We start from the raw sequence: 22,987 nt of genomic DNA on the forward strand, positions 1-22,987 counted from the left end.
CCAGTTAGGCATTAGCTGATTAATATCAGCGAAGACCATTACTGGGTCTACCGCCTCACGGCGGGGCTTAGATTATACCTCATAACAATTGCGGGATAAACTCATTATCAAATAAATTACGGATAAATCTTATAAAGCATCCGCGGGAACGGGATACATTCGCGGATATGTTCTCGGCCGCAAATCCAGGCGACGGTACGTTCCACACCCAGCCCGAAACCGCCGTGCGGCACCGAGCCGTACCTGCGCAAATCCAGATACCATTCAAAAGACGCTTTGGGCAGTTTCTGCTCGACAATACGCTTTTCCAGTTCGGCCAAGTCGTCTTCGCGCTGGCTGCCGCCGATGATTTCGCCGTATCCTTCGGGCGCAATGACATCAACACAAAGCGCTTTGTCCGGCTCATTAGGATCAGGTTTCATATAGAACGCCTTAACGGCCATGGGAAAACGGTGAATCATCACCGGTGCGTCAAAATGCTGGCCGATGAACTCCTCTTCCGGCGCGCCAAGATCGTCGCCGTCCTTGAACTGATGGCCGTGTTTCTTAAACATCTGGGCTATCTCGGAATATGAAATCCGCTGGAACGGCAGTTTCACCTTTTCCAGTTTGCTGATATCACGTTCAAGTATTTTCAGGTCTTCGATATTATTCTTGAGCACCCAACTGACGATGTGGCAAATCAGGCCTTCGGCCAGTTCCATAACGTCTTTCAGCTCGTAAAAAGCCGCTTCCGGCTCGACCATCCAGAACTCGGTCAGATGCTTGCGTGTTTTTGATTTTTCGGCGCGGAAGGTCGGGCCGAAACAATAAACTTTACCCAAAGCCATAGCGGCCGCCTCGCTGTAAAGCTGGCCGGACTGGGAGAGATAAGCCTTGTCATCAAAATAGGTTACCTCGAATAAAGTGCTCGTGCCCTCGCAAGCGGCCGGGGTAAGTATCGGCGCGTCAACCAGGACAAAGCTGTTGCTGTCAAAATAGTCGCGGATAGCCCGGATAATGCCGGCCCGGATACGCAGGATCGAGGCCTGTTTCCTAGAACGAAGCCAGAGATGGCGTTGTTCCATCAGGAAGCCGATGCCATGGTCCTTAAGAGCGATGGGATAAGGCTGGCTTAGGCCAACCAGCTGGACGCCGGACAGGGTCAGTTCGTAGCCGCCCGGAGCGCGTTCGTCTTTGCGCACCTTACCGGTGATGATGACGGACGATTCCTGGGTAATAGCGGCCGTATCCTTGAAAAGCTTTTCTCCCACATCCTTCTGGGATAAAACTCCCTGGACGATGCCGGTGCCGTCGCGCACCTGCAGGAACTGGAGCTTGCCGCTGGAGCGGCTGTTATAAAGCCAGCCCTTGACAACTACATCCTGGCCTTCGTAGTCTTTAAGATTAATAATATCTGTCTGCTTCATAGGTGATAGTTTTATTATTTACGGAACAGATGTCAACTATTTTATACTCTGGCAGTTTATCCTAAAAAATGTTTAACTGTCCCGCCTCTGGGCGGAGCTCGAACCGGCACTAAATTAAATCATCATTTTTACTTCCCAATTATCTTGCTTTACTTATAATTGATGTTAAATAAATTACCGGAGGTATGAATATGAAAAAGTATTTATCAATATTTGCGATTATCTGCTTATGCTTATCTGCCATAGCTGTAAACACGGCTTTTGCTGAAGATACAACCACCGGACTGATAGACAAATTACGTGATAAAGACCCGGAGGTCAGGAAGAACGTAGCCGTTACTCTGGGCGTGCTTAAGGTAAAGAATGCTATTAAGCCGCTGATTGACACCCTGGCCGACGATAACGCCGAAGTGCGCGAGGCGGCTTATAAATCGCTGACCAAGCTATCCCGACAGTCTTTTCCGTCCGATTACGATACCTGGCTTGATTGGTGGGGAAAAGAAGGAATGAAACAATTCGGCGAAACGGAAATGGCCGGCCAAAAACTGGCCGAGCTACAACGATACCTGAATTTCGCCTTTATCGTCATGCTTCTGGAGCTTATCCTGATAGTCTTTTTAACCGTAGTTTTCGGCTATATGGCCGGATCTAAAATCAAGGAAATGAAAGAAATCTCCAAAAGGGCCGATAAGTATCTCGCCGATAGCGATGAAGTCACTAAGCGATTCGACCAGATTACCCAGGAATTGGAACAACGCCGGGGTGAACTGCTGGTCTTCTTTAATAAGCTTAAAGAAGACAGCCAGAATGAAATAGAACGTTTTTCAGAACTGCTCCGCCAGAACGTGGAACACCAAATGCGCGAAGCCACTAGAACTCTGCGCGAGAAAGCCGAATCGGAGATCAGACAGACAACCTCTCAACTTAAAGAAGAAATTAACCGGCTGCAAAAACCACACTAATGGCAACACCATTAACAAGCTTAAACCTTAATAAAGGACCGGTCCATTTCATAGGCATCAGCGGCACCGGCATGAGTGGGCTGGCCCATTACCTGGCTTCCTCTGAAACCAAAGTCAGCGGTTCAGACCTGCAGCTTATCCCATCCATAAAACATTATCTCAAAAAATCAGGCATAAAGTTATTTCCTAATCACCGGGCAAGCAACATCAATTCCGATTGCAAACTGGTGATAAAATCCGCGGCCATCCCGGGCAGCAATCCGGAAATCATCCGGGCCAATAAGTACCGCATTCCCATCATCAAATACGCCCAGTTGCTCGGCTTGCTGATGCGCCGGGCCGGCTACGGCATCGCCGTCAGCGGCGCGCACGGCAAAACCACCACCTCGTCGCTGATGGCGCATATACTCCATCAGGCCGGGAAGAAGCCGTCTTTTGTCATCGGCGGCGTACCCAAGGATTTCCAAAGCAGCGCACGGCCGGGCCGGAGCCCTTATTTCGTGGTCGAGGCCTGCGAATACGACCGCTCCTTCCACCAGCTGCCGGCCATAATAAGAATCGTCAATAACGTCGAGCCGGACCACCTGGACTATTACAGTAATTTCGCAAACGTGGTCAAGGCCTTCAGGCAGTTCTGCCTGATGCCGCCCGCCCGGCTGGATGACGGCTATCGTTCGGGCGGGCCGGCCGATCGGTTGGTCATCGCCAATATCGACAGCCCGGGCGTGCGCCGGTGCCTCAAGGGACTGAAAATAAGGGTAGCCACCTTCGGCTCGACCGCCAGGGCCGAGTGGCATTTCAAGCCGCTACCGGGCAATAACGGGTTCCGGGTCTGGCATAAGCGGCAGTTATACGGCGATTTCAGGCTGGGCATCCCCGGCCATCATAATTTCTATAACGCCCTGGCCTGCATAATCGCGGCTGACCGGCTGGGCATCGCCAAACCGGTTATCAGGAAAGCGCTGGCCGGATTTTCCGGCGTGGCCCGGAGGTTCGACGTCATCGCTTCCGGCCCGGCCGTCCGCGGGCGCATCATCATCGACGATTACGGCCACCATCCGACCGAGATAACCAGCACGCTCCAAACGGCCCGGGCGGCCTATCCGGGCCGGCGGATATTCTGCGTCTTCCAGCCGCACCAGTACAGCCGGACCCGGCTGTTTTTGGATCAGTTCGCGCAAGCGCTCCAGGCGGCCGACGCGGTCCTGGTCCCGCCCATCTATTCGGCCCGCGACAACGCCAGGGAACGGGCCCTGATTTCGTCCGCCGACCTGGTTAATGCAATTAATAAAATATCGCCCCGAGCCAGATATTTTGACAACTTCGCCGATATCGCCGGCTATCTTAAGGGCAACACCATCCCGGGCGACGTGATCATCACCCTGGGCGCCGGCGATGTCTGGGAAATCGGGCCGATGCTCAAGCAGGAATTAAAAAAGGGTTAACTTATGAATAAACAACTGCTCCAATTATTCAAGTCGGTCAATACGCCGCTGGTCCGGTTTAGCGAGCCGATGAACCTGCAGACCACCTTACGGGTGGGCGGGCCGGCCGAGGTGTTCATCGTGCCCCAGACCATGTTCCAGCTCCGGGCCGCCTATAACATTTGCCTGGACAATAACATCCCGGTCCGAATCCTGGGCGAGGGTTCGAACCTGCTGGTCAGCGACAAGGGCGTCAAAGGCGTAGTCATTAAAATAACCAACCGCGAGCTGGAGCGCAAGGGAACTATCGTCAACGTCGGGGCCGGGTATCCGCTGCCGGTGTTGATTGCCCGGACAGTCCGGATGGGCTTAAGCGGGCTGGAAACTCTGGCCGGCATCCCGGGCAACCTGGGCGGCGCCGTGGCCATGAACGCCGGCGGCAAATACGGCAATATCGGGCCGCTGGTAAAATCGGTCCTGGCCCTGGACAAGAACGGGCAGGCGGCGCGCCTGAACAACAGGGATTTGTGGTTCGGCTACCGGACATCAAATATCTTAAGAAAAGGTTATATCGCTTACCTGATTACCCTGCAGTTAAAGAAAGAACCGGCCAAGAAAATAATCAGCCGTTTGACCGGGATAATGAAAGATAAACGGTCCGGCCAGCCGCTGGCCGCCTGGAGCGCCGGCTGCGTATTCAAAAATCCGGCCGGTAAATCGGCCGGCGCCCTGATAGACCAAGCCGGGCTGAAAGGCAAGGCCGTCGGCGGCGCTATGGTCTCTGCCAAACACGCCAATTTCATCGTCAATACCGGCAAAGCCCGGGCCGCTGATATCCAGCGCTTGATTAATCTGGTGAAAAAGACGATATATAATAAGTATCGGATCAAGCTGGAACTGGAAATACAAAACTGGTAAAAACCGCGGATTTCACGGATGAATACAAATAAACACAGCTTGCTAAAACTTCTTAATAATAGCCAGCTTCGCATCGGCGTATTGTACGGCGGATTTTCTTCGGAGCGGCCCGTCTCGCTCAAGTCCGGCAAGGCCGTGGCCGCCGGGCTGAGGTCGCTGAGCTATCCGGTCAAGCTGATAGACATAAAAAGCCCCGACCCCAAGCGGATACTGGCCGACCTGAAAGATTGCCATATCAGTTTTATCGCCCTGCACGGCAAATTCGGCGAGGACGGCCAGCTCCAGGCATTGCTTGACAAGCATCACATCCCTTACACCGGCTCGGGCCGCCAGGCGTCGCTCAATGCCATGGATAAATTCGCCACCAAGCGGCTATTAGACAAGCACCGCATCCCCGGCGCTCCGTACAGGCAATTGCATATTTCAGATTCCAGATTCCCCGTTAAAGCCTGCAAGGCGTTCTGGAAATGGGGGAAACTGGTGGTCAAGCCGCGCTCCGAGGGCTCCAGCGTCGGAGTTTCCATCGCCCGTAGCGCCGACGAGCTCTACGATGCGTTGAAGCTGGCCTTCCGCTACGACCAAGATATCCTGCTGGAAAAATATATCGCCGGACGCGAGGTGACGGTAGGCATTCTCGGGAACAGGCCTCTGCCGCTGATTGAAATGAAACCTTATAAGGACTTTTTTAGCTACCGGGCCAAATACAAGGATAACAGGACGCAGTATATCGTCAAACCACGGATTCCGGCGCCGGCCGCGCGGATGATACAGCGCCAGGCGCTCCGGGCATACAAATCACTGGGTTGCAAAGGGTTTTCGCGGGTCGACCTGATTTACGCACCGGCCAAGAAGAAGGCTTATGTGCTCGAGGTCAATTCCATTCCGGGCATGACCGAACGCTCGCTGGTGCCCAAAGCGGCCCGGGCCGTCGGCATCGAGTTCCCACAACTCTGTAGGGAAATCATCAGGCTGTCTTTGTAAACATATCTGAAATATTTATAGCCAAAGAATAAGGAAATTTTCTACCAGGACGGTATAGGCAGAAGATGATCTATAATCCAGGTAAAAACCTCGGTGTTATTGCCGGCCGTCCATTGGGTTATCAGCGGAGTGCGGTTATTTTCCATAAGCAGGCCGATGCCGGCCACGGCATAAGATTTGATATTATTATTGGATGATTCGTTGCAGGCGTCGACCAGCGACTGGGCCGCCTGGCGGTCGGCCAGCAGGCCCAGGGTATAGAGCGCGTACTGGCGCAAGATATTGTTCTGGCCCGGGCCGGACTGTTTGACCAGTTGGTCAATCACCTCCCGGCGTTTGCCGAGCATGGCAAGTGCTACGGCCATATTGGAATAAGCCACGGAGCCGATATTTTTATCGACCGCCTGCCATAAAGGAAGTATCGCCTCAACGCCTTTCTCCTGGCCGATCATTCCCAGAGCCAGAATTATGTAAGGCGCCAACACCGGGTCTTCCGGCCGTTTAGCCAGCATCTCGGACAGCATCGGCACAGCATCTTTATCCTTAAGCAGGCCGTAAGCGATGACAGCCGCGCCTTTGAGCATATCTGTTTTCTTGCGGTCTTCGATTATCTTTTTCAATTCCGGTTTCAGGCGCGGTTCACCCAGGATGCCTAGGGCCAGTATCATCAAACCCTGGGCCTCGCGCTTGCTATTGGCCAATGCCGCCAGCAAAGCGTCAGCCGCTGATTTGGCGAATACGGACTTGGACGGATATTGCCGGATAGATTGCGCCAGCGATACGGCGGCCATGCCGCGGACGGTCTCGTCTTTGTCTTTGAGCATGATAATCAACTCGTCTTTGGCCTTGGGTTGGCCGACCAATCCCAGGGCCATGGCCGCGGATACGCGCACATCCTTATCCTTGTCGACCAGGCACTTTTTCAGCTCGGCAAACGCATCGTCAGTGCCGATATGCCCCAATCCCAGCGCGGCGTAGACGCGCAGGCGGGATTCCAGGCGCTTTTCGCTGTTGAGATAACCTGACAGGAGTTTGGCGGACGATTCATCTTTGAGCAGGCCCAATGAAAACATGGCGGCGCAAACCACGTCCGATTGTTTGCGGTAATCGCTGTCGGTGACGATGTCTTTCAAAGCCTTGATGGAAACCGGGTCGTTGATATAACCAAGAGCCACGGCCGAGTGGCTCCGGCTGATTTCGGGCATTTTCTTGTCCAATAAAACTTCGGTCAGAATGTCTAATGAAGAAATGTCTTTGAGCCAACCCAAGCTGATAAGCGCGTAGTTTTTCACTAAAATGTAAGGAGTATTGCCATAGGCTTTTTTGAGCGGTTTGACGGCCTCGGCTCGGCCGCTCCGGCCTAGGGCAATAGCCGCGTTCCAGGCCACGGTCATATCGCGCTCTTCCAGGGATTTGACCAGGATATTAAACAAATCATCGTATATTTTATGGCGGATAACCGATCGGCTGCCTTCGCTTTCTTTTACGGTAACCCATTCTATCGGCTGCCGGAAATCAAGGAACTGCTCCCGATTCAATGTCCACCAGACCTCCCAGGGCTCGACCACCCCGGCCAGGCTGACCACCTGGCCTTCGGCATTGGCCTCGGTGCGAATACTCTGGAGCCGGGGCTGAAGCCCCTCGCTCAATGGCGGGCGGGATGCGTTTCGGCCGGCCGGGCTAATGCCTTCTTCTGTTGATTGTTCTGATGAATCGCTCGGTTTGGATTCTTTACCGAGGTCCGGTTGTTGGGTATCCGGGTTAGCGTTAATATCGGGGAGCAATTTTTTGCCATCAGGTGTTTTGATATCCTTGGGCGGTTCCGGAGCCTTTTCTTTGGTTTTATCATCCGGCTTAACCTCGGTATTGTTATCTTTCTCTTCTTCCTGCTTGCCATGCTTTTTCTTTATCATCTCACGGTCGGCATCGGTCCAGCCGTGCGCCTTACGCGGGCAGATGGCCAACGCATCATGATTCAATAAAATCATTATGACGCCAGAAATGACGAAATACTTCAATATCCGCAGCATAACACTTATTTCTTTTGACCGTCCAGATTATATTTTATCAGAAAAACGTCATAATCACCCTGATTGGAATAATTATCGATAACTCCAAAAGAGAACACCGGAATATAGATAAAATTATAGGACGTAATAACAATATCATGGGCATTGTCATCAGCCATGGTACCGCCCTGCTTAACCCAAATTTGTGCGCCACTTGAATCATATTTGACCAAGAAGTAATCCGTGCCACCGATATAGGCATTGTCTCCAAATGAATCTGAAGTATCGCCAACTATATAGATATAGTCGTTATTGTTGATGGCCAGACTATAAGCTGTATCGTTTTTGGTCGAACCAATCTGTTTTGACCATATCCGAGTGCAAGATGAATCATACTTGACAATAAAAACATCATAACCGCCCTGCCATTTGCCGATTTCCATCTCTCCGTTAGTATTACCAATGACATAGATATTGCCTGAAGCATCCAGCGCCAGGTTGTAGGCATTGTCATAGGCGTTAGTGCCATCTTGCTTAGCCCACAATTTTACGCCGTTGGAATCGTATTTGGCGATAAAGAAATCATCCATACCTTTAACACCTTTACGCTGTCCTAATTCAAACTCATTGGCGGTTTTGCCGGCGATATAGATGCTGTTACCGGCATCAACAGCTACGGCGTAACCAGTATCATACAAATCGGAGCCAAGCTGACTGACCCATTTAAAATCTCCTGCAGCGTCGTATTTGGCCAGAAATACATCAGCGTCACCCTGATTAGTATTCCCCGGAAATGAGCCGTATGTTAACCCTGTGACGTAAACATTACCATTAGAATCCGTATAAACCGCTTCGGCGATATCACCAGATTCTGTTCCGAACATCCGAGTCCATTGCTTGATACCGGCTGAATTGTATTTAATCAGGAAGCAGTCGATAATCCCGGCATTATTATTGCCGTCAAAATTACCGTAGGTGTAGCCGGCAATGTAAATATTGCCCGAAGTATCGACTGCTACCTTGCTGGCATAATCATCCTGGAGTGTACCGTCTTGTTTGGTCCATTGTTTAATCCCATACCGATCATATTTGACTAGGAACACGTCCCGGCCGCCGTAATAAACATTCCCGTCCATGCCGGCATTGGTAAAACCGGTGCTGTAGATGTTTCCTTCGGAATCGGAAGCTCCACCGAAAGCGCAGTCACGGTCAAGCGTGCCTAAACGCTGAGTCCAGACCGGAGTGACTACATAGCCATGATTAGAATTGGCACTATTCCCGGCAAAGTTGTAAGCGCTGACCCGGTAATAATATGGTGAAGAGCTGTTCAATCCGGTATCGGTATAGACCGTGGTATTTTCTGTTAAAGTGACAAGTCCCGAAAAACTTATTCCGTCAAAACTTCTTTCGATAATAAAACCGTCTTCGTTATCGGAATTATCGCTCCAGCTCAGAGCGGTCGACGACCCGGATATATTTGAGACGTTCATACCCGACGGCACGGACGGCAAAGTCACGGTTGAAACCGCTTGAGCTTCGTTAGAATATGCACTCGCCCCCCCGTCATTATAAGCCACAACCTTGTAATAATAATCCTGCCCAGGTGTCAACCCAGTATTGCTATAAAAAACCATATTAGCCGCCACTGCAAATATTTCCATATAATTTCCACTCATTCCAATGCGTCGGTATATTCTGAAACCATTTTCATCATTGGAGTTATCAATCCAGGAAACATTGATCTGGCTATCAGTAACTACCCGTAAAGCTACGGCCGAAGGTGCGTTAGGCGGAGGCAATGTAGTGGCTGAAGCAACATTAGAATAATGACCAAAACCAGAATTATTCCATCCCCGGATTCGGTAATAATAAATGGTTGAAGCCACCAGGCTGGTATCGGTAAAAACGGTAACATTAGGGCTTATGGTACTAAGCAAAAAGTAATTTAGTCCATCAATTGATACCTCTATTTGAAATTCCTTTTCATCATCAGAGTTATCCTGCCATAATAAGTTTATTTTAGACGAAGAAACAGCGGTTGCCGTAAGGTTAGTCGGAGCAACCGGCCCCCAAGCAACATCACTGCTGCCGGTGGTTGAATCAGGTTGCTGGCAAATGCCGCCGTAACCTAAAATCATGAAGCTGACTAAAAGACAGATAAATACAAACCGCATAATAGGCTTATTCCTTATGGATATATTATAGCCTATTTTCGCCGAAACGGCAAACTTTTCTTGCACATCAGAACAACCGTACGTTTATGCCTACAAGTCTTTTATTCGGTTTTCAATTATCTGGTCGGAGCTAAAATTAGCAATTTTAAGTTCTTGCGGAGAAGTACCCTGAAACGTCTCCTGAGGCGCCAAGCCGATTAATTCGCTTTCTAATATTTTGGCGCCGGATTCTCCGGCCAGCTGTTTTATCCGGTCAAATACCATTTTGGGAGAAGAAACCTTATAATTAGTCAAGTTCATAGAAATCTGGGCAATGTTGCGGTCGTGGAGCATCAGACCAAGAGCCTTGACATTAGGCATACCACCGCTTGATTCCCGAATGGTCTTGGCTATTTTTTTAGCCAGTATCAGGTCGTTGGATGCTAAGTTAACGTTGAAAGCCACCAGTACCATTCTAGCTCCCACGACCGTGGCGCCGGCAGTCGGATGAATGCGATTGGGCCCGAAATCGGGAGTACGCTCTGGATTCTTACCGATTTCTTCACTCAAACCTTCGAATTCACCCTTGCGCACGTTGGCTAAATTCTTTCGTTCCGGACGGGTCGAAGCTTCTTCATACAAATAGACCGGTATGCCTAATTTCACACCGATATCTTGCCCGACCTGACGTGCGATTTTAATGCAATCACCCATGGCGATTTCCCGAATAGGTATAAAAGGTATCACATCTGTCGCGCCCATGCGCGGATGTTCGCCTTTGTGCTTGGTCAGGTCAATCAATTCGGATGCTTTCTTGCAAGCGCTGAAAGCGGCTTGCCCGACACCGGCCGGAGTTCCGATAAAAGTCACCACCACCCGGTTGTGGTTAAAATCCATTTCTTTATCCAGAAGCTTAACGCCTTTGACCAGGGTAATTTCTCTAAGTATCTGGTCAACCACCTCGGAACGACGACCTTCGCTAAAATTAGGTACACATTCAACTATCTGCATTTTTTACTCCTGTAATTCAAGAGTTGTATTGATAAAAATATCGTTCTTTATTTTCATTTCCGGAGGCATCTGATTAGGATCATTATTAACACCTTCATCCTGTGACGAAGCACTTTTAATAGTCACATCCATAGTTAACCTCATATTGGCTTCGCTCTTGATAACTTGCCCGACCTGAAAGTCAAAATATGTCTTTCGAATCCCGTTATTATTGGACCATTCTATCTTAACCTTATCCCCAAGCTGCTGAAGTTGCTCCAGATTAAAGCTCAGGGTAATCTGATCATCAATCCGGGCGCAATTGCGGTTATTATAAATTTCGCTACCCATATAAGTGGATTTTATAGCAAGTTTAATATTACCGGCCATAGGAACCGGAATCTCTGTTTCATTTGTCCAAGACTCGCCTTTAGCAACAATTGCTCCGGGCAACCGGGTATTAGCCTGGGTCATCAGACTAGTATACCATTTTTCGTTAAAACTCGCTTTTATCTGATCAGCAAATCTTTCATTACCCTTGAGCAATTCATCCATAAGCTCACTAATGCCTTTAACCTCTATAACCTGACCTGATTTATCCATATTAACGGTAAGTTTCTTCCCCAACATTACCATAAAAGGTCTAAATAGCATTTTCTGCGGAGCCGGATCCGAATTATCCAGAGTGGCAATATCTTCGGGATTAGTCGAATCGAATTTAATTTTACCAAGCATAGGAATATCAGCGTTAAGGTTCACCGTATTATAAGTCGTTTCCAATATCCCTGCGCCGTTCTCATTAACACCCATAACTTTTTGGGAATAATTTATTTCCTGTTTCATGGCCATTTTCTGTTCACCCATCGTCGGCTCTGAAGTATTAGATATCATTTCCTGGGTCATCTTATATTTATAAGTATTGTCTTTAAAAAATTTCCATTCCAGTTTTACCTTATCACTGGGCGCAGTAACAGGAGCAACAATATTGATATTTGCAGTGGATTCCGGCTTCTTTATTTCCTTAACCTGAGGATCCGCTGCGCAACCAGTGGCTATTATTACGGCTGTCAATCCGACATTGAGCCACAATCTCTTTTTCATACAACCATCTTCCCTTTCTTTATCACTACTTTTGCAAGATTGACTCCCCAGTGATACGGGATGTGTCGGTAAGAAGGCGCATTCCAGATAACAATATCCGCGTCTTTGCCTTCTTCCAACGAACCAACCTTTTTTTGTTTTTCAATTGCATAAGCCGCATTAATCGTAGCGGCCACCAGAACCTCAGCCGGGGTAAGCTTCATCAACGTGCAAGCGATAGTCATTATCATAGGCATTGACTCTGTCATTGATGTCCCCGGATTAAAATCAGTTGCCAACGCTATAGGTAACCCTGCATCTACCATCTTGCGGGCTGGAGCGTAGTTTTTAAGCCCAAGCGCAAAAGTGGTGCCGGGTAAAATCACACCAATGACACCTTTATCTTTCATAGCTTTGATTCCGTTATCAGAAATAGCCATTAAATGATCCGCCGACACCGCGCCCAATTCGGCCGCAAGCTCAGCTCCTCCCAACGGCGCAAACTCATCAGCGTGAAGTTTGAGTTTAAATCCATATCTGTGCGCGGTCATCAATATATCACGCGTTTCATTTATCTCGAATACGCCTTTTTCACAAAAAATATCGCAGAACTCAGCCAAATGGCGTCTACTAACTTCTGGTATCATCTTCTCTTTTAGATATTTCACGTAACCTGCTTTATCATCCTTGTATTCCGGCGGAATATCATGAGCACCAAGAAATGTCGGAACCATTGCAGGCAGGTCTTTTCCCTTGTTCAAATCATTTATCACCTCAAGTATTTTTATCTCATCGCTAAGATTCAAACCATAACCACTCTTGGCCTCAATCGTAGTAGTCCCATGACTGATAAAATTATTAAGATACCTACGGGCATTTAGCTTAAGCTCAGCCTTAGTCGCGGCGCGGGTATTACGAACAGTTGACCTAATACCTCCGCCAGCCGCGGATATTTCCTGATAGGTTGCGCCTTTTATGCGCATCTCAAATTCAAGCGCTCGGTCTCCGGCAAATACCGGATGGGTGTGAGGGTCTATCAAACCCGGCGTTACCACGTTGTCGGTTGCTTTAATGGTTTTACTGGCGCGATATCTTTTAGCAACATCTTTAGAAAAACCAACTTCAATTATTATACCTTTATGAATGGCAATTGCGCCATTGGTAATGATACCCAGATTATTCATCTGCCCCGCACCCGAGCAGGGCTTATCTGAATATCCCCGAACCGTGACCAGTTCGGCCACATCGGTGATAATCAGGTCAACTTTTTTCATAAGTGATCTTCTTTCCCCGAGAATACTTCCTTTACTGATTCCGTCCGGCGAACCAGGTAAAGATAGCTTTTTAGGGACTCTCTGGCCGAACCAAAGGGCTTAAGAAATAGCTCTCTTATTTCACTTCGGCTGACGATATTCTGCATCACACCGTTATAGAGTTTATCACCCAGAATATACCCCAGTGATTGAGAAACTCCAACCCACTGATCAATATTCAAATAACTTATTTTTCTATACGTCTTCCAGTTTGAAGTGTCAATATAATCATGTTCGCGTTTCATATGTTCCAGAACAATTCGAATAATTTGACGCTCTGCATAAACCCAGGTGGGAATCACCCTTTTCCGGGCATAACGGCTAAGCAAACTCCGAAAATCGGCTTCTTTATTGCAAAGCCGCTTATGGTTTATAACTCTGGACCCGAAAAAGCCTAACGCCTCGCGAATAACATTATAATAAAAATTATCCATCGGCGACCGCTTAATCTCTGCCGGTTTACCGTTTTTATCCGTTAATGCATAATGATAATGTATCAGGTGGGCCGCTTCTTCGGACGCATGGTTCAATGAAAGGTTTGACAAACATATCAAGTTGGCTTCGCGAATGAAATAGCTTTCAGTTCGGGCCAAGTCAACCGCAATCCGTTCTTTCTCAATCGGTGAGGATAACTTTCTTCTTACTTTCTCCAGAATATCAAAATCGTGTGCCGAGCAAATAGTAAACCGATCAAGGGGTGGAACTTCCAAGTTCAAAAATTGGCATATCGCTTTAACCAGCTCGGCCATTTCTTCAGGCAAAAGAGTTCCCGGAGCTTCCCCCTGGCACCAACCCGAATGCACCGGGCATGATTTCAATTCTTCTTCCTGATACTGCCAGCTAAAACATGATTGGAAAACCATCAGCGGCGTAGAGTTCATCACGCAATAAACACCATCTTTAATCTTAACTGCTTCGGTAGTTTGCTCCAACTCCTGAGACGCCAGCTTCCAGTAAATACGCTCGGAATTCTGGCAGATAATAAGCCTCTTTAAGACAGGCAACCCTTCCTCGACAATTATTTGGTCCACTTTTTTAGGTAAATGGTTCTCGCTTATATGCAGGTCACCGAATAAAACCAGATTTAATCCTTTAGGGTTTTGGGATAACATATCGGCTATAGTTTTAGCAATAACATCGTCGCGCCGATCCAAGGAGTTTTTGCCTTTTATATCCCTGGTATTTAACCCACATACTCTGATGTTATGCTGGCGGGCAAAATCCAGAATAATCTTGTAATGATTCCAGTTAAAACCCCAAGTTTTATCGTAATTCACCTGCTTAAGGAACCCAGTTTCACTAATTCCACCGCTTAGAAATCTGTCTATTGAAGGTTGGTACTCGGCCCGGAACATTTCCAGCCCGATAACCACCGGGCGTGAAAAACCGGAATCTATGATAGGCCCAAGCATACGAACCAATGTCTTTTGCGACTGGCGCAGCGTGTGATAATCACCCAGATAAACAATATTAGATTTGATTATCTCATCAAGAAGTTCCGCCTTAGAAACCAATCTTTCGTAATAACTGGTAAGCTTTTTATAATCCTCATAATACTCATCAATCCATGGGTTGGTCAGGCAGTATTCAGCGTAAAGACTTTGTTTTATACGCTTGAGCAGTCGTTTCTGAATTTCTATCAACTCCACTCGGGGTGATATATCCTGTTTTTTGTAAGGCATAACAATAATTATATTTTATTATTGACATAATACAATAGAAATAGTATTTTGCCACAAGTTAATATGAATATAGGCAGTTTCGAAATACTCGTAATTATCCTTCTGGCCTTAATGCTTTACGGACGGCGTCTGCCCGAAATAACCCGGGCAATGGGCAAGGGATATAAGTCATTTAAGAAGGAAGTAGACGGGGTAAAACAGGAATTGACCAAAATAGGAAAAGAGGAAATTTCCGGAAAAACGCCCGAAATTAACCCCTATTCTGCAACAGATACGGTTATTCATCCTGAAAATAAGCCCGAGGAGGGTAAGTAGTCATGCCAGGCTTGATTATAGAAACTGCTGACCGCCAGGTAAAAAGTTTCAATCTTACAGAAGAAGCTATCATCGGACGCGAGAAAACTAATAACGTCTACATAGACGACCCTCGTGCCTCGCGCCAGCATTCACGCATCGTTAAACAGCCGGATGGATATTATATATCCGATATAAACAGCCGCAACGGCACCCTGGTTAACGGAGAAAAAATAACGATGCGGAAGCTAAAGGATAATGACCGCATTGTCATCGGACGGACGACAATCACCTACAAAGAAACCCTTGATGCAACTGACCAAACCAAGACAAACGAGATAACCCAGAAACAAACATCCGGTTCGGCTGATATGCCGCCTTCGGCTAAAAGCGATGCGGCAACAGCCGACCTTTCTTCCGGCATAAAAGGAACCAACGGTCCGGATATCAGCAAAAGCAAGGAAGCCGTCAGCGAAATGGCTAAAATAGCGGGAAAGGCTTATGGGAACGGGTCTAAACCGACCCCGGCGCCAAGGCCTGTTAAAATATCAGCTGTTCAGGAACCGGTCCAATCAGGATCGTTCTTTACTAAATTATTATTATTCATCGCCTTATTGATATTCTTCCTAGCCCTGCTGTTTGTTTCCAAATGGGCCGGAGAAAAATTAATATCGGCCATAGCGAAACGCCATACCAATAAAAATATAACTCAGCCAACTGCCCCGCCCATAGGCGGCGCAGATGAGCCCAAAGATAATAAATAAATTAGACAGGACGACTTGATATGAAAAATACCGTCAGATGCGGATTGATACAAGCCTCTAATGTCAAAGGTCCGGAAGCATCAAACCAGGCCATTAAGAAAGCTGCTATTGACAAACACCTTAAGCTTATCAAGCAGGCCGCAGATAAAAAAGTCCAGATAGTTTGCCTGCAGGAACTATTTTATGGCCCATACTTCGCGGCCGAACAAAACTCACGCTGGTATGACTTGGCCGAGAAAGTACCCGGCGGGCCGACCATTTCGCTGCTCCGTAAAATAGCCAAGAAATACAACATGGTTATCGTCGCTCCGGTTTACGAAGAAGAAATGCCCGGCGAATACTATAACACCGCGGCGGTGATTGACGCGGACGGTACCTATCTTGGAAAATACCGCAAAAGCCACCTGCCCCACTGTCATCCGGGGTTCTGGGAAAAGTTCTATTTCCGGCCGGGGAACCTGGGCTACCCGGTATTCCAAACGCGATATGCCAAGGTCGGTGTTTACCTCTGTTATGACCGCCACCATCCTGAAGGTGCCCGGATAATGGGCTTGAAAGGCGCCGAGATACTCTTTAATCCCAATGCCACCGTAGCCGGTCTTTCCGAACATATCTGGAAGCTGGGCATGCCGGCTTATGCGGCCATAAACCAATATTACGTCGGCGTAATTAACCGGGTCGGCCGGGAAAAACCCTGGAATACCGGAGATTTCTACGGCACCAGCTATTTCGCCAACCCGCGCGGCAAGATTATCGCCCAGGCCGGCCGTAATAATGATGAAGTCCTGATAGCTGACCTGGATATGGATTTTATCCGGGAAGTCCGTAATAACTGGCAGTTTTACCGCGACCGGCGGCCGGAAACCTATTCGGAACTGTGCGAATTATAGTCGGCAGTCTGTGAAGAATACTGCCAACTATACTGGGCTGTAACTCCCCTAACCGTACGGGTTGGGGTCGAACAACCCAAGTATAAACCATAACCTAAATTATAAAGTTAAGTTATATTTTAGTTGACTATTATAGTAAGTCAGGTATAAATTTTATAATTAATAATTAATTATCAGGAGGTTAACTATGCGTAAAAAACTCGGACTATTCGTATGTCTGGCACTATTACTCGGTATGGCTATTTTAGTCAATACCGGCGCCAAGGGTTGCACCAGCGCCCTGCAACAGAACAACGAAACCGGCAATAGTTTCGTAGCTGAAGCCCCCTATAACCTGACGGCGACAGCTTCGTCATCCACGCAGGTCGTCCTTACCTGGCAGGAAGATTCGCTATCTGAACAAGGCGTCAGGGTCCAACGGAAGGCCGGAACAACCGGGGTATATATCACTATTGTAAACTTAGGGCGTGATGTGCACAGTTATACCGATACAAGTGTCGCACCGGCTATAAATTATTATTACCGGACCAGGAATTTTTATACAAATGCCGAAAGCGAGTATTCCAATGAAGCCTCGGTAACCACCCCGGATACCGGTTGGGATATGCCTTTCACCTTAAATGGAGCTGGGACTTCTGCTACATCAGCCAGTATTACCTGGAGCGATAATTTCAGTTCAGAGCAAGGGTTCCTTATTGAACGTAAGACCGGCTCGTCCGGAACTTACGCCCAGGTCGGTTCGGTCACGGCTAATGTCATCACTTATACCGATACCACCCTAACCCAAAGTATGACTTATTATTACCGTATTAAGGCTGATTATGCCACTAATAACGGTATCTATTCGCAGGAAACTTTAGCCAGGACATCCGGCATAACATCAGATTTCTGGGCCGCCCTTTCATCAACCAGTGCACCTATATCCAGATCACAACATACTGCAATTTGGGCTGATGGATATGGAATGATTATTTATGGCGGAAATCTCTTTCAAACTGGAGGAATTTATTCTCCAACTGCTAATTCCTGGGCAACGATTAATCCTGTAGGCACTCCTTCTGGCAGACACCATCATACCGCAGTTTGGACCGGAACGCAAATGATTATTTGGGGCGGCGATGATGGAATCCAGACATTAAATACCGGAGGAGTTTACTCTCCCGCCACAAATTCTTGGACAAACATGACGATTACCGACGCGCCGGTAACCAGATCTCAACACAGCGCTATTTGGGCGGGAGATAGAATGATGATATGGGGCGGACAAACGATCAGCAGAACAGGAACTACTACTACTGAAATACTTCTAAAAACAGGCGGTGTTTATTTCCCCGCATCAGACAGATGGGCCAGACCTACCGAATATCCTAATTTCATTGAAGAAAACAGCGTTGGCGCACCAGCCGGACGCCGTTGGCATACAGCCGCCTGGAGTGGCACTTATTTACTCGTTTGGGGCGGCATTGCCGGAGGCGTTGATAACTCCGGTGGACAATATTCCCCAGTAACAGATTTCTGGATAACAGAGCCGATATCAACCAACGGAGCACCCTCAGGTCGATATGCTCATACATCAGTATGGACAGGGTCTAAAATGATTATCTGGGGTGGAACTACGGGTGAAGCTTATTTAAATGATGGGGCAATATACGATCCCGTTGCTAATACCTGGAGTTCTTTAGCCAGCACAGATGCTCCTTCTGCCCGTGTTTATCACTCTGCTGTTTGGACGAACACAAGAATGATTATTTGGGGTGGAGCAAATACATTAGAAGGTTCTCTTAATAGTGGCGGAATATATTACCCTAATGATAACACCTGGATACCTACATCCACCCCTTCAAGTACGACTCTTCCTAAACGTATGGACCATACAGCAGTATGGGATAATAACTCCAAAACGATGATAATTTGGGGCGGAACTGACGGATTAGGAATATTCTATAATAGTGGGGCTAGTTATCTATCACAATAAAACCAGGATTAGATACTATCACCCCTTTTTACCGTCTCAAATATTTTGACATATCCCCATTAACTGTCATAATCCTTCCTTATGAACAACAATATCAAAGTCGGCATCAGTATCCTATCAGCTGATTTCTCCTGCCTGGCAAAAGAGCTGGATAAATGCGAGCGGGCCGGGGTTGATGCCATCCATCTTGACGTCATGGACGGCTATTTCGTGCCCAATATCACCTTCGGCCCGGTGGTCATAAAATCCATCCGCCAGCATACCCAACTGCCTATGGACGCGCACCTGATGATAGAAGCGCCGCACCGTTACATAAACGACTACATCAAATCTGGCGTTGACATCATCACCCTGCACGCCGAATGCTACGGCGAGCTGAAACCCGCGGCCCAGGGCCCGGACAAATTCCCCAAGGAAATAAGCGCCATCTACCCGGACAAAATCCGGCCGGTGCTGGACCAGATACATTCGGCCCACAAGAAAGTTTATATCGCCCTCAACCCCGGCTCGCCCCTGTGCATCCAGAAAATATTAAACGACATCGACGGCGTCCTGATTATGTCGGTCAACCCGGGATTTTCCGGGCAGTCATTCAACGAATCGGTCCTGCCAAAAATAGAATCCCTGCGCCGGATATTCAATGGCGACATCCAGGTTGACGGCGGCGTCAATGACAAGGTCGCTCCGGCCATAATCAAAGCCGGCGCCAGCCATCTGGTCACGGCCAGCTATTTCTTCAGCGCCGCCGACCCGGCCAAAGCCGTAAAATCACTTAGAGCCGCAGATAACCCTCGCTCATAGAGGGTAAGGAGCAATTATGACACACCCGTTATTGGAACTAGCTAAAATCCAGAGCATCTGGTATGACAACATCGAACGGCGCCTGCTCAAGAACGGCGAGCTCAAGCAACTTATCGCCGACGGCATCAGCGGCGTCACTTCCAATCCGTCCATATTCGAAAAAGCCATCCTGTCATCTGCTGATTACGACGCCGACATCGCCCGGCTGGCCAAGTCTGGCAAGTCGCCCGATGATATTTACAACGAACTGACCGTCAGCGACATCGCCGAGGCGGCCGATATGCTCAAGCCCGTCTTTGAACAGTCTAATCATCGGGACGGGTTCGTCAGCATCGAGGTATCGCCCGAATACGCGCACGACAAAGCCAAAACGATAGAATCGGCCAAATACCTCTTCCAGCGGCTGTCCCGCCCTAACATAATGATAAAAATACCGGCCACGGTAGAATGCATCCCGGCCATCAGGGAGCTGATTGCCGACGGCGTCAATATCAACATCACCCTGATATTTTCCCTGGACCATTACCGGGTCGTAGCCGAAGCCTACATCGCCGGTCTGGAAGACCGGCTCAAGCGGAAACTGCCATTGAATAACGTGCACTCCGTAGCCAGCGTCTTCATCAGCCGGATAGACACCCGGCTGGACGCCATCTGCCCGGAACCGGAGCTCAAAGGCAAACCGGCCGTGGCCAATACAAAAGTGATTTACCAGGATTACCGGAAAACATTCTGGTCCGACCGGTTCGACAAACTGGCCAAGGCCGGGGCCAACCGCCAGCGCATCCTCTGGGGCAGCACCAGCACCAAGAACCCGGCATACCCCGATATCAAATACGTCCAGGAAATAATCGCCCCGGACAGCATTAATACCGTCCCGCCGGCCACCATCAAGGCGTTCAAAGACCACGGCCGGCCGGAAATAACCATAGACAAAGATATCGACGGCGCCCGGAAGGTGCTGGAATCGCTCAAACAGCACCGGATAGACATCGTCAAGGAATGCCAGGCCATCCAGGACGAAGGCGTCAAGTCATTCGCCGACGCCTACAAAAAGACCATTGACGCAATTAAATCCAAGACCAGCCAGCTTAAAGGAAAATGATAGCCGAACTGCTCAAAAAATACGCCAAGGACAAAATGTCCTCCCGCCCGCCCCACCCCAAGGAAAAGCACTGGCCGTCCGACGCGGCCAAATGCCTCCGGGCGCTGGTCTACCAATGGCGCGGCGAAAAGGCCCTGCCCACCAACCCGCGGCTGTTCTTCATATTCGCCGACGGCGATATGCACCATAAGGCCATCGTCCAGCAGCTGTCCGATGCCGGCGTCGAAGTGACCATGCGCGAAGCCCCGTTGCGCGACCCCAAACTCAATATCTCCGGCAAGCTCGACGCACTTATCAAGCTGGACGGGCGCTATTACGTACTGGAAATAAAATCCATCAACCGCTGGGGGTTCGAAGAAGTCATCCGGGACGGGCCCAAAGAGGAACACGTCATCCAGCTCCAGCTCTACCTCTACTTCGTCCAGAACATATTCAGGATCGAGGCCAAAAGCGGCATCCTCCTCTACAAGAACAAGGACACCAGCAGTTTCTACGACTTCGATATCCCCTTCGACGAGCGGGTGGTCAACGACTTCCTGGACCGGCTCAAGCAGGTTGAATCATATATCGCCAATAACACCCTGCCGGACCGGCCTTACCCCAGAACCGACTGGCACTGCAATTATTGCGACTACCGCGAGGTCTGCTGGCTGGGCGTGCCGGAAAAGGGAACCGTCGAGATAACCGACGAGGAACTGGTCCGGGCCATTTCCGAACTCATCTTCGTCAAAGGCCAGCGCAAGGAGTTCGAAACCAAGGAAGACGATCTCATCGAGATAGTCAAGGAACAGCTCCGGAAAAAGCAAATCACCGAAGCCCGGCTGGGCTCGTATATGATTAACCTCAAGGAATCATCCATGCGCCGGCTGGACCAGAACAAGCTCAAGGAGTTTCTCAAGGAAAAGCTTGACGAATTCTATTCCGAAACCAAAATGGAGCGATTGGACATCAAGGAGGACCCCGACTTATGAAAACCATCAACCGGATAATGCTGGCGGTCAGAATCCTGGCCGGCCTGATTATTGTTCTTCTGGCGCTGGACTACTGGCAGAATTGGGGATTAATCCAGAATTTGATGGCTGTCCGGCTGGGTATAGTCATCTTCGCGGTGGTCTACCTCTTCGGCAGTATCCTCCAGATAATGCTCAGGTTCAAGGCGCAACAACACCGGGAATAACATTTCAGATCATAGATTACACATTCCAGATTCCATATTATTAATAATGTAAGCGGTTGATTTGTAATCTGAGATTTGAAATCTGCAATCCGGAATCTATTTATAGATTGCCTGGGCCATCTGCCAGTTGGCGTGGATACCGCAGGAATCCTTGGTCACGGCGATAAGCCCGATGGGGATGCTCTTGTCATAAAGCCGGACGCCCCATTCGCAGGCGGCCTGGGCGCTGACCCCGTGCCGGAGCTGTTCATAGACCTCGCGGCAAAGCATCTTGCGCATGATTTCCTCGCCCACTCCGGTCGCCACCACCGCGCCGTATTCACCGACGTAAAGCCCGGAACCGATGATGGGCGAATCGCCTATCCGGCCGGGCAGGACGTAAGCCGTGCCGCCGGTCGAGACGGCCGATGCGAAATTACCCTTGCCGTCAGAAATAGCGATGCCGACCGTGTCGCACGATTTCGGAGCGCCGGACGATTTGGTTTGCCAGTAATGCTTTAGATGCCGCCCGGCCCAGGCCGGGACGGACTTGCTGTTGAGTTTTCTGATGGCCAGCTTCAACCCCCGGCGCGTGGCCGGCGTAGACGGGTCGTGTTCCTTAAAACCGTGCTTGCGGGCGAACTTAACCGCGCCCTCGCCGGCCAACAGCAGGTGCGGCGAATTGCGCATCACCTCGTAGGCCACCAGGACGGGGTTCTTGACCCGCTCGATATTGACCACACCGCCGAAATTACCCTTGGAATCCATCACTGCCGCGTCCATCTGGATGGAACCGTCCAGGCGCATGACCGAACCGGTGCCGGCGTTCAGGCGCGGGTCGTTTTCCAGGATGACCACGCCTTCGATTACGGATTTGATTAGATTGCCCGTCTTCTTAAAGACTGCGGCGGTGCGACGGACCGCCTTGCGGGTGGCGTCGGAATAGGACTTCTTCGAACCAACCCCGGCGTGAGCGACGATTAAGACTAACATCCTCTTTTTATCGGATATTTAGGCCGGAGTCTTTAATCTACCCCCCACCCCCTCCGGGAGGACTCCCCTCCCCGTATATCCCCCCCCGGTT

General features: G+C 49.2%; 20 protein-coding genes. 12 read left to right on the forward strand and 8 right to left on the reverse strand.

The features are described 5' to 3' along the window. Positions 1 to 116 precede the first annotated feature (116 nt). Positions 117 to 1,409, reverse strand: coding sequence for an asparagine--tRNA ligase (gene asnS, locus WC980_03750; GenBank protein MFA5794163.1), 1,293 nt, complete (start codon positions 1,407 to 1,409; stop codon positions 117 to 119). A 191-nt stretch (positions 1,410 to 1,600) separates the two neighbouring features. Here asnS and WC980_03755 point away from each other — a divergent pair, with 191 nt between their 5' ends. The 4 genes from WC980_03755 to WC980_03770 are packed head-to-tail and all read left to right on the forward strand — an operon-like array spanning position 1,601 to position 5,694. Further along, positions 1,601 to 2,371, forward strand: coding sequence for a HEAT repeat domain-containing protein (locus tag WC980_03755; GenBank protein ID MFA5794164.1), 771 nt, complete (start codon positions 1,601 to 1,603; stop codon positions 2,369 to 2,371). Next, positions 2,371 to 3,816 (forward strand): UDP-N-acetylmuramate--L-alanine ligase, encoded by a 1,446-nt coding sequence (gene murC, locus WC980_03760; GenBank protein ID MFA5794165.1) that lies wholly within the window; start codon positions 2,371 to 2,373, stop codon positions 3,814 to 3,816. The genes WC980_03755 and murC overlap by 1 nt, the downstream gene beginning before the upstream one ends. A 3-nt stretch (positions 3,817 to 3,819) precedes the next feature. Next, complete coding sequence (gene murB, locus WC980_03765) at positions 3,820 to 4,713, forward strand: UDP-N-acetylmuramate dehydrogenase (protein MFA5794166.1); 894 nt, start codon at positions 3,820 to 3,822, stop codon at positions 4,711 to 4,713. Positions 4,714 to 4,731: 18 nt separating this feature from the next. After that, positions 4,732 to 5,694, forward strand: a complete 963-nt coding sequence (locus tag WC980_03770) for a D-alanine--D-alanine ligase (protein ID MFA5794167.1) — start codon at positions 4,732 to 4,734, stop codon at positions 5,692 to 5,694. Between the two features lie 41 nt (positions 5,695 to 5,735). Here WC980_03770 and WC980_03775 read toward each other — a convergent pair whose 3' ends face one another. The 6 genes from WC980_03775 to WC980_03800 all read right to left on the reverse strand — a co-directional run bounded on the left by WC980_03775 (position 5,736) and on the right by WC980_03800 (position 14,921). Beyond that, on the reverse strand, positions 5,736 to 7,724 hold the full coding sequence (locus tag WC980_03775) for a HEAT repeat domain-containing protein (protein MFA5794168.1): 1,989 nt from the start codon (positions 7,722 to 7,724) through the stop codon (positions 5,736 to 5,738). Between the two features lie 5 nt (positions 7,725 to 7,729). Next, on the reverse strand, positions 7,730 to 9,877 hold the full coding sequence (locus tag WC980_03780) for an SBBP repeat-containing protein (protein ID MFA5794169.1): 2,148 nt from the start codon (positions 9,875 to 9,877) through the stop codon (positions 7,730 to 7,732). 90 nt (positions 9,878 to 9,967) lie between these two features. Continuing rightward, positions 9,968 to 10,867, reverse strand: a complete 900-nt coding sequence (ftcD, locus tag WC980_03785; protein MFA5794170.1) for a glutamate formimidoyltransferase — start codon at positions 10,865 to 10,867, stop codon at positions 9,968 to 9,970. Positions 10,868 to 10,870: 3 nt separating this feature from the next. Beyond that, complete coding sequence (locus WC980_03790) at positions 10,871 to 11,947, reverse strand: DUF6263 family protein (GenBank protein MFA5794171.1); 1,077 nt, start codon at positions 11,945 to 11,947, stop codon at positions 10,871 to 10,873. Continuing rightward, the gene (gene hutI, locus WC980_03795; GenBank protein MFA5794172.1) at positions 11,944 to 13,200 is read right to left on the reverse strand and encodes an imidazolonepropionase; all 1,257 of its coding nucleotides are present in this window, start codon (positions 13,198 to 13,200) and stop codon (positions 11,944 to 11,946) included. The genes WC980_03790 and hutI overlap by 4 nt, the downstream gene beginning before the upstream one ends. After that, positions 13,197 to 14,921, reverse strand: coding sequence for a ChaN family lipoprotein (locus WC980_03800; protein MFA5794173.1), 1,725 nt, complete (start codon positions 14,919 to 14,921; stop codon positions 13,197 to 13,199). The genes hutI and WC980_03800 overlap by 4 nt, the downstream gene beginning before the upstream one ends. 63 nt (positions 14,922 to 14,984) lie before the next feature. On the opposite strand from WC980_03800, the gene WC980_03805 reads away from it, so the two are divergent. The 8 genes from WC980_03805 (at position 14,985) to WC980_03840 (ending at position 21,924) form a co-directional block, all read left to right on the forward strand. Continuing rightward, on the forward strand, positions 14,985 to 15,236 hold the full coding sequence (locus WC980_03805; protein ID MFA5794174.1) for a twin-arginine translocase TatA/TatE family subunit: 252 nt from the start codon (positions 14,985 to 14,987) through the stop codon (positions 15,234 to 15,236). Between the two features lie 2 nt (positions 15,237 to 15,238). Further along, positions 15,239 to 15,979, forward strand: coding sequence for an FHA domain-containing protein (locus WC980_03810; protein ID MFA5794175.1), 741 nt, complete (start codon positions 15,239 to 15,241; stop codon positions 15,977 to 15,979). A 20-nt stretch (positions 15,980 to 15,999) separates the two neighbouring features. Beyond that, the gene (locus WC980_03815; GenBank protein ID MFA5794176.1) at positions 16,000 to 16,869 is read left to right on the forward strand and encodes a nitrilase-related carbon-nitrogen hydrolase; all 870 of its coding nucleotides are present in this window, start codon (positions 16,000 to 16,002) and stop codon (positions 16,867 to 16,869) included. Between the two features lie 187 nt (positions 16,870 to 17,056). Further along, on the forward strand, positions 17,057 to 18,844 hold the full coding sequence (locus WC980_03820) for a kelch repeat-containing protein (protein ID MFA5794177.1): 1,788 nt from the start codon (positions 17,057 to 17,059) through the stop codon (positions 18,842 to 18,844). An 81-nt stretch (positions 18,845 to 18,925) separates the two neighbouring features. Then, complete coding sequence (locus tag WC980_03825) at positions 18,926 to 19,645, forward strand: ribulose-phosphate 3-epimerase (GenBank protein ID MFA5794178.1); 720 nt, start codon at positions 18,926 to 18,928, stop codon at positions 19,643 to 19,645. 16 nt (positions 19,646 to 19,661) lie between these two features. After that, positions 19,662 to 20,747 (forward strand): transaldolase, encoded by a 1,086-nt coding sequence (gene tal / locus WC980_03830; GenBank protein MFA5794179.1) that lies wholly within the window; start codon positions 19,662 to 19,664, stop codon positions 20,745 to 20,747. Further along, on the forward strand, positions 20,744 to 21,718 hold the full coding sequence (cas4, locus tag WC980_03835; GenBank protein MFA5794180.1) for a CRISPR-associated protein Cas4: 975 nt from the start codon (positions 20,744 to 20,746) through the stop codon (positions 21,716 to 21,718). The genes tal and cas4 overlap by 4 nt, the downstream gene beginning before the upstream one ends. Then, a complete protein-coding gene (locus tag WC980_03840; protein MFA5794181.1) occupies positions 21,715 to 21,924 on the forward strand; it encodes a hypothetical protein in 210 nt (69 codons plus the stop codon). Before cas4 ends, WC980_03840 begins: the two co-directional genes overlap by 4 nt. A gap of 96 nt (positions 21,925 to 22,020) precedes the next feature. Here the strand turns inward: WC980_03840 and WC980_03845 are convergent, their stop codons facing one another. Beyond that, complete coding sequence (locus WC980_03845) at positions 22,021 to 22,896, reverse strand: isoaspartyl peptidase/L-asparaginase (protein MFA5794182.1); 876 nt, start codon at positions 22,894 to 22,896, stop codon at positions 22,021 to 22,023. Positions 22,897 to 22,987 lie beyond the last annotated feature (91 nt).

It is taken from the genome of Candidatus Brocadiia bacterium, assembly GCA_041658285.1.
In the GTDB taxonomy this organism is placed as follows: Bacteria; Planctomycetota; MHYJ01; order JACQXL01; family JACQXL01; genus JBBAAP01.